Origin of the sequence: Kitasatospora sp. NPDC007106 (assembly GCF_040634455.1) — a bacterium.
GTDB lineage: Bacteria > Actinomycetota > Actinomycetes > Streptomycetales > Streptomycetaceae > Kitasatospora > Kitasatospora arboriphila.
The window spans coordinates 1-7718 of the sequence record NZ_JBEYFP010000263.1 but is presented as its reverse complement, the minus strand read 5'-3'; the positions used below and the strand labels follow the sequence as shown (position 1 = coordinate 7718).

7 protein-coding genes are annotated in these 7718 nt (G+C 75.9%); 6 read left to right on the top strand and 1 reads right to left on the bottom strand.

Annotated elements, in window-relative coordinates; genetic code table 11:
- Positions 1-185 precede the first annotated feature (185 nt).
- Positions 186-398, bottom strand: a complete 213-nt coding sequence (locus ABZ641_RS20140; protein WP_344625077.1) for a hypothetical protein — start codon at positions 396-398, stop codon at positions 186-188.
- 232 nt (positions 399-630) lie between these two features.
- Between ABZ641_RS20140 and ABZ641_RS20135 the strand changes: the two genes are divergently transcribed.
- The 6 genes from ABZ641_RS20135 to ABZ641_RS20110 all read left to right on the top strand — a co-directional run.
- A complete protein-coding gene (locus tag ABZ641_RS20135; RefSeq protein ID WP_344625076.1) occupies positions 631-1494 on the top strand; it encodes a PhzF family phenazine biosynthesis isomerase in 864 nt (287 codons plus the stop codon).
- A 272-nt stretch (positions 1495-1766) separates the two neighbouring features.
- Entirely contained in the window at positions 1767-2981 is a 1215-nt protein-coding gene (locus tag ABZ641_RS20130; protein WP_359983526.1) for a sensor histidine kinase, read from the top strand.
- Positions 2978-3649: a response regulator transcription factor gene (locus ABZ641_RS20125; RefSeq protein WP_344625074.1), complete on the top strand. Its 672-nt coding sequence runs from the start codon at positions 2978-2980 to the stop codon at positions 3647-3649. Before ABZ641_RS20130 ends, ABZ641_RS20125 begins: the two co-directional genes overlap by 4 nt.
- A 389-nt stretch (positions 3650-4038) precedes the next feature.
- Positions 4039-4323: an SHOCT domain-containing protein gene (locus ABZ641_RS20120; protein ID WP_344625093.1), complete on the top strand. Its 285-nt coding sequence runs from the start codon at positions 4039-4041 to the stop codon at positions 4321-4323.
- A complete protein-coding gene (locus tag ABZ641_RS20115) occupies positions 4320-5237 on the top strand; it encodes an ABC transporter ATP-binding protein (RefSeq protein ID WP_359983522.1) in 918 nt (305 codons plus the stop codon). Before ABZ641_RS20120 ends, ABZ641_RS20115 begins: the two co-directional genes overlap by 4 nt.
- Positions 5234-7718, top strand: a 2485-nt coding sequence (locus ABZ641_RS20110; protein ID WP_359983519.1) for an FtsX-like permease family protein, incomplete at its 3' end; no start/stop codon positions are given. The genes ABZ641_RS20115 and ABZ641_RS20110, both read left to right, overlap by 4 nt.

Genomic DNA, 7718 nt, shown 5'->3' with positions numbered 1-7718 from the left:
GCTCACCCGACGCGGCCGCCACCATGCTGGTCCGCGGCCACGCCCCCCCGCGCATGCGGATCCAGATCGTGGGGCACCCCCGCCGCCCCGACCCGGGCTGACCGGGCCGGGCCGTCGGGAGCAGTCTGCCGGGAGCAGTCCGCCGGGACCGCGGGAGCGCCGCGGCCGCCGTCCGCCGCGGCGGCTCACACCGAGAAGCGGAGACGGCCGGCGGTGCGGCGGCGCAGCAGCCGCAGCAGTGGAGCCGGCCGGCCGGCGGGCGGTTCACCCCCGCCCCGGGCCAGGCTGGCGAGCCGGTCGGCCTCGTGACCGCGCACCGCGACGGGCGCGCCGATACCGAGGTCGCGCTCGCCGGACAGCTCGACGAGGGCGGCAACGAGTACGGAGTAGTCGCTCATTCTGAGTTCCTTTCGACTGATTACCTCTGACCTCAAGGATGACGGCCCGTCATGACAGCAGGTTTGCAGGCGGGTCTCGCTCTCATGGCGGATCGGGGACCGGAGGTTACGTCCCGGTGACCCGCCACCGGACGGTGGTGCGGACCGCTTCCCCCGGCCGCCCCTGGTCGGCCGTCGTGACCGCCCCCGGTCCGTCGGGAATCACCGGACACCCCGGCACGTTCTGCCGGGCATGACGCTTCCACCCGGTACCGAGGTCCTGCGCTACGCCGCCTTCACCGCCGACCCGGCCGGCGGCAACCCGGCCGGAGTGGTGCCCGACGCCACCGGGCTCGACGACGACACGCAACTCGCCGTCGCCGCCGAACTCGGCTACTCCGAGACGGCCTTCCTCACCGCCCGGGGCCCGCGGACCTTCGCGGCGCGGTACTTCAGCCCGCTCGCCGAGGTGCCGTTCTGCGGCCACGCCACCATCGCCTCCGCCGTCGCCCTCGCCGAGCGGATCGGCCCCGGCCCGCTGCTCTTCGAGACCAAGGCCGGCCCGGTGCCGGTCGAGGTCGCCGCCGACGCCGAGGGCCGGCCGGTCGCCACCCTGACCAGCGTCGAGCCCGCCGTCGAACCCGTCTCCGACGCGGACGTCGCCGAGGCACTGGCCGCCCTCGACTGGAGTGCCGACGACCTCGACGAGACCCTGCCGCCGCGGATCGCCTACGCCGGCGCCCGCCACCTGGTGCTGGCCGCCGCCACCCGCAAGCGGCTCTCCGAGCTCGCCTACGACTTCGACCGGCTGGCCCGGCTGATGACCCGGCTCGACCTGACCACCCTGCAGCTGGTCCACCGGATCTCCGACACCGTCTTCCACGTCCGCGACCCCTTCCCGGTCGGCGGGGTCGTCGAGGACCCGGCCACCGGCGCCGCCGCGGCCGCCTTCGGCGCCTACCTGAGTGAGCTGGAGGGCCTCGGGCAGGCCGTCCTCACCCTCCACCAGGGGGAGGACATGGGCCGGCCCGGCGTCCTCCGCGTGGAGCTGCGGGAGGGGGAGCGGCGGGTGCGGGTGAGCGGCGCCGCCGTCCGCATCCCCGACCCGCAGGGCTGACCGGATCCCCGACCGGATGCCTGATCGGCAGGGCTGACCGGATCCCCGACCGGATGCCCGATCGGCAGGGCTGACCGGATGCCTGACCGGACGCCTGATCGGCAGGGCCGACCGGATACCCGATCGGCAGGGTCGGCCGGGTGCCGGGGGCGCCCTGCCGGGCCGGCGCCACGCGGCGGGGACGGGTGGGCGCGCGTACTCCAGGGGGAGTAGGCGCGCCCACCCCGGCAGGCTGACGCCGCGGTGGCCGGACGGCGACTAGCCTTCCCGGCATGACCGACGAACCGCCGCCCTGGCAGCCGCCGTGGGTCCGTGCCGCGAAGGCGGGCTGGCCGGTCGCCTCCTCGGTGCTGGTCGCGGTCGCGCAGCTGGCCGGGACGGGCGCGGCCGCCCGCCACCAGGGCGGACGCCTCCCGCTGGACGCCCTCGGCTACCTGCTGCTCCTGCTCGGCCCTGTGCTGCTCCTGTTCCGGCAGCGCCGCCCGGTCGCCGTGGTGGTCGGCACGACGGTCGTCACCGTGGCCTACCTGCTGGCCGGCTACCCGTACGGGCCGGTGTTCCTCAGCCTGGTGGTGGCCTTCTGCGCGGCCGTGAAACGCGGCCACCGCCGCGCCGCCTGGGCCTGCGCGGGCGCCTTCTACGCCGCCCACCTGCTGATCTCCTTCGCGGTGCCGCAGGACTGGCTGCGCGGTCCGGCCGCACGGCCCAACGGCTGGCAGGAGCTCGGCATCGCCGCCTGGCTGCTGCTGGTGATGGCCGTCGCCGAGATCCTGCGGTTCCGCGCGGAACGGATGGAGGCCGTCCGGGCCGCCGCCGAGCAGGCCCGGCGGCGCAGGGCCGACGAGGAACGGCTGCGGATGGCCCGCGAGTTGCACGACATCCTCGCCCACAGCATCTCGCTGATCCACGTCCAGGCCGGCGTCGCCCTCGAACTCCTCGACACCCGGCCCGAGCAGGCCAGGACGGCCCTCACCACGATCAAGGCCGCCAGCAAGGAGGCGCTCGGCGAGGTGCGGCAGGTGCTGGGCACGCTGCGCGGCCCGGACGCCGCGGCCCCGCGCAGCCCCGCCCCCGGCCTCGACCGGCTGGACGAGCTCGCCGAGCAGGCCCGCCAGGCCGGGCTCGCGGTCTCGGTGCAGAGCCGCGGTCGGGCCCGCAGCCTGCCGGCCGGGCTCGACCTGACCGCCTTCCGGATCGTCCAGGAGGCCCTGACCAACGTCATCCGGCACTCGGCGGCCCGCAGTGCCGACGTCCTGCTCGACTGGTCGGGGGAGGGGCTGGCCGTCCGGATCGACGACCCGGGCCCGGCCGGGGCGGGCGAGCCGGGCGGCTCCGGCAGCGGTCTCATCGGCATGCGGGAGCGGGTCGCGGCGGCCGGCGGCACGCTGGAGGCGGGGCCGCGGCCCGACGGCGGATTCCGGGTCCTCGCCCGGTTGCCGACCCACGGCGGCGGCCCGCAGGATTCGACGGGAGGCGGACCCAGGTGATCAGGGTGCTGCTCGCGGACGACCAGGTGCTCGTCCGGGCGGGCTTCCGTGCACTGCTCGACGCGCAGCCCGACCTCGAGGTGGTCGGCGAGGCCGACGACGGCGAGCAGGCCGTCGCCCTCGCCGCCGAACTGCGGCCCGACGTCGTCCTGATGGACATCCGGATGCCCCGGCTGGACGGACTCGCCGCGACCCGCAGGATCGGCGAGGACCCGGCGCTCGACGGCGTCCGGGTGGTCGTCCTCACCACCTTCGAACTCGACGAGTACGTCTTCGAGGCGCTGCGGGCCGGCGCGGCCGGCTTCCTCGTCAAGGACACCGAACCGGCCGAACTGCTGCGCGCCGTCCGGGTGGCCGCCGCGGGCGACGCCCTGCTCTCGCCCGGTGTGACCCGGCGGCTGATCGGCGAGTTCGCCGCCCGCTCCAAGGCGCCGGCGGCGGGAGGCCCGACCGTGCTCGCCGCACTCACCGACCGCGAGCGCGAGGTGCTGGCGCTGGTCGGCCTCGGCCTCTCCAACGAGGACATCGCCCGCCGACTGGTGGTCAGCCCGCTCACCGCCAAGACCCACGTCAGCCGGGCCATGGTGAAGCTCGGCGCCCGCGACCGCGCCCAACTGGTCGTCCTCGCCTACGAGTCGGGGCTCGTCCGGCCCGGCTGGCTGGGCTAGCGCCGGGCCGTCGGACGGTGCACCGGCGCCGGGGGTGGTGCTGGTTTCAGGATCCGACCTGCACCGGGGTGCAGGTCGGATCGGGATACCAGGGGGATGGTGGCGGCTGCGGCGGCGGAGAAGACTTCACCGCATGCGAACCCTGATGCGCACCGTGGTGCATACCCTCGTCCCCTTCCTCCTCCTGGCGGCCGCCGCGACCACCGCCCGTGCCGCCGGCCCGCCCTGGGTCCGCCACCTCCGCGCGGGCCGCGACGGCGCCCCGCCCGGCCCCGGTACTACGCCGGGAGTACCGCAGGTGCCGCTGGTGGGACGACGCGCGGCCGGGGCCCGTAGCGAGAGGCTCGGTGCAGTCCCCACAACAGGCATGCACCGAGGAGATGGACACCATGGACACCCTGCTCGCCCACGCGGACGGCCACTGGCCCGGCCCGTGGATCCTGCTGATCCCGTTCTTCTGGGCAGCCGTGATCCTCCTCGTCGTGCTGATCCTGCGGCGCACCGTCCGGCGCCGCGGCTACGGCCCCGGCGGCTGGCACCACGGCGGCGGCCCGCTCGCCACGCTCGGCGACCGCTACGCCCGCGGTGAGATCGACGAGGACGAGTACCGCGCCAAGCGCGCCGTGCTCACCGAGCGCACCGACCGGACCGACCGTCCCGGCGGTGCGAAATGACCGTCGTCCAGCTGCACCCCGCCGCCGCGGTCGCCGACGCGGTCAAGGTGTACGGAATCGGCGCCACCCAGGTCCGGGCACTCGACCACGTCACGGTCGAGTTCCCGGCCAGGCGGTTCACCGCGATCATGGGTCCGTCCGGCTCCGGCAAGTCCACGCTGATGCACTGCGCCGCCGGCCTCGACACGCTCACCGCGGGCAGCGCCCACATCGGCGGCACCGAGCTCGGCACCCTGAACGACCGCCGGCTCACCGAACTCCGCCGCGAGCGCATCGGCTTCGTCTTCCAGGCCTTCAACCTGGTGCCCACGCTCACCGTCCGGGAGAACATCACCCTGCCGCTCGACCTCGCCGGGAAGGCACCCGACGCGGCCTGGGTGGACGCCCTCGTCGACGTGGTGGGACTCGGCGACCGGCTGCACCACCGGCCCGCCGAGCTCTCCGGCGGCCAGCAGCAGCGGGTCGCCGTGGCCCGCGCCCTCGCCGGCCGCCCCCAGATCGTCTTCGCGGACGAGCCGACGGGCAACCTCGACTCCCGCTCCGGCGCCGAGGTGCTCGGCCTGCTCCGGCAGGCCGTCGACACCATGGGCCAGGCGGTGGTGATGGTCACCCACGACCCCACCGCCGCGGGCTACGCCGACCGGGCCCTGTTCCTGGCGGACGGCCGACTGGTCGACAGCATGGACGCGCCCACCGCCGACCTCGTCCTCGACCGGATGAAGGCCTTCGACACCCCGGCCGGCTCCACCCGCGCCACCGCCCTCACCGCCGCCGTCAGCGCCGCCCACACCGCCGCTGACCCGGCCACCACCGAGCCGACCGCCGCGGCCCCGACCGCTGCCACCCCGACCATCAGCGCCCCGACCACCGTCCCGACCGCGGCCACCGGCCCACGGGGGAGTGACCGACGATGAACACCGCCCTGCGGATCGGACTCCGCTCGGCCCGCGCCCACCAACGCCGCCTGGTCGGCACCGTCCTCGCCGTCCTGCTCGGCGTCGCGTTCCTGACCGGCACGATGGTGCTGGGCGACACCCTGCGGGCCAACTTCGACACCCTGTTCGCCGACGCCAACGCGGGCACCGGCGCCGTCGTCCGCAGCGCCGACGTCCTGCCCGCGCAGAACGTCCCCGGCGGCGTCCGGGCACCGGTCGACACCGCACTCGCCGACCGGCTGCGCACCGTCCCCGGGGTGAGCGCGGCCGAGCCGTCCGTCCAGGGCGCCGGCCAGCTGGTCGGCCGGAACGGCGAGCCGATCGGCGGCAAGGGCCCGCCGACCCTCGCCGGGAACTGGCTCACCGACGGCACGCTCAACCCCTACCGGCTCGCCGAGGGCCGGGTACCCGCCGCGCCCGGCGAGGCCGTCATCAACCGCGGCGCGGCCGAGGCCGGCGACCTCCGGATCGGCGACACCACCGTGCTGCGCACCCCCGACCCGGTGCGGATCACCGTCGTCGGCATCGCCACCTTCGGTGCCGACGCGGACGGCATGGGCCCCTCCACCTTCACCGGGCTGAGCCTCGCCGACGCCGAGCGCCACCTCACCCCCAAGGGCGAGGGCCAGGCCAGTGCGATCCGGCTCCGCTCCGACACCCTGACGCAGCAGCAGCTCGTCGACCGGGTCAAGCCGTTGCTGCCCACCGGCGTGGAGGCGCTGACCGGGCACGCCGCGACCGCCGAGTCCACCGCCGACGTCTCCGGCCGGTTCCTGACCATGTTCACCACCCTGCTGCTGGTCTTCGCCGGGATCGCGCTGCTCGTCGCCACCTTCACCATCCACAACACCTTCGCCATCGTGGTCGCCCAGCGCACCCGGGAGAACGCGCTGCTCCGCGCGCTCGGCGCGCACCGGCGGCAGGTCCTCGGCTCCACCCTCGCCGAGGCGGCCGTCGTGGCCGTGGTCGCCTCCGCGGCCGGCCTGGTCGGCGGCATCGGGGTGGCGGCCGGGCTCAGCGCGCTCTTCTCCGCGCTCGGCTTCTCGCTGCCGACCGGCGGGATGGTCGTCGCGACCGCCTCCGTGGTGCTGCCGCTGGCCGTCGGCATCCTGGTCACCCTGGGCTCGGCCCTGCTGCCCGCCGTCCGGGCCGGTCGCACCGCACCGCTCGCCGCACTGCGCGAGAGCGCGGTGGACGACGCGGCGACCGGCCGCACCGGCCGGGTCCGGGCCGCCCTCGGCGCGGCCCTGCTGGCCGGCGGGGCGGTGCTCACGGTGCGCGGTGCGACCGACGGGCCCTCGGTGGTGCTGACCACCGCGGGCGCGGTCACGGCGCTGGCCGGCACCGTGGTGCTCGGCCCGGTCGCCGCGGCGCTCGCCGTCCGGGTGCTCGGCGCCCCGCTGCCGCGGCTGCGCGGCGTCAGCGGTGCGCTGGCCCGCCGCAACGCCGCCCGCAACCCGTCCCGGACGGCGGCCACCGCCACCGCGCTGATGGTGGGTGTCGCCGTGGTGACCCTGTTCACCGTGTTCGCCGCGTCGATCAGGGCCACCCTGGACGACACCGTCGACCGCTCGTTCGCCGGCGACCTCGCCGTCACCGCACCCGCGTTCGGCGCGGGTGGCAGCGGGGTCAGCCCGAAGCTCGCCGAGGCCGTCCGGCAGTTGCCGCAGGTCGAGCAGGCCGTTGGCCTCGGCCGCGGGGTCGCCCGGATCGACGGGCACGGCCGCGAGCTGGACATCACCGACCCGGCCCGGCTGCCCGGCGTGGTCGACCTCGGACGGGTCGACGGCAGTCTCACCGCCCTCGGCACCGACGGCCTCGCCGTCTCCCGCAGCGAGGCGGCCGCCCGCGGCTGGCACATCGGTTCCACGGTCTCCGTCGCCTTCACCGACGGCGCGGAGCCGTTCACCGTCCGGGCGCTGTACGAAGGCGGCGGCGTGGCGGGCGACTACCTGATGACCCGTGAGGCCTGGGCCCCGCACCGTGTCCAGGACAGCGACAGCATGGTGGCGGTCGCGCTGCGGCCGGGCGTCTCCCTCACCGAGGGCAAGACCGCCGTTCAGCACGTCGCGGACGGCTACGGCAATCCGCAGGTGCAGGACCGCGACGAGTACGCGGCGAGCGCCGCCGGCGGTGTGGACACCATGCTCTCCGTGGTCTACGCCCTGCTCGCGCTGGCGGTGCTGATCGCCCTGCTCGGCATCGCCAACACGCTGACGCTGGCCGTGCACGAGCGCACCCGTGAACTCGGCCTGCTGCGGGCGGTCGGACAGACCAGGGGCCAGCTGCGGTCGATGGTCCGCTGGGAGTCGGTGCTCGTCGCGGCCTTCGGCACGGTCGGCGGCCTGGGGCTCGGCGCCTTCCTCGGATGGGCGCTGGTCCGGGCCTCCGACAGCGCCGGCACCGGGTCCTTCGCCCTGCCGACCGCGCGGCTCGCGGTGGTGCTGCTGGCCGGGCTGG

Excerpts from the sequence above, each read along its gene's own strand:
- ABZ641_RS20140 (WP_344625077.1), bottom strand. The coding sequence starts at position 398 with ATGAGCGACTACTCCGTACTCGTTGCCGCCCTCGTCGAGCTGTCCGGC.
- ABZ641_RS20135 (WP_344625076.1), top strand. The coding sequence starts at position 631 with ATGACGCTTCCACCCGGTACCGAGGTCCTGCGCTACGCCGCCTTCACC.
- ABZ641_RS20120 (WP_344625093.1), top strand. The coding sequence starts at position 4,039 with ATGGACACCCTGCTCGCCCACGCGGACGGCCACTGGCCCGGCCCGTGG.
- ABZ641_RS20130 (WP_359983526.1), top strand. The coding sequence starts at position 1,767 with ATGACCGACGAACCGCCGCCCTGGCAGCCGCCGTGGGTCCGTGCCGCG.
- ABZ641_RS20115 (WP_359983522.1), top strand. The coding sequence starts at position 4,320 with ATGACCGTCGTCCAGCTGCACCCCGCCGCCGCGGTCGCCGACGCGGTC.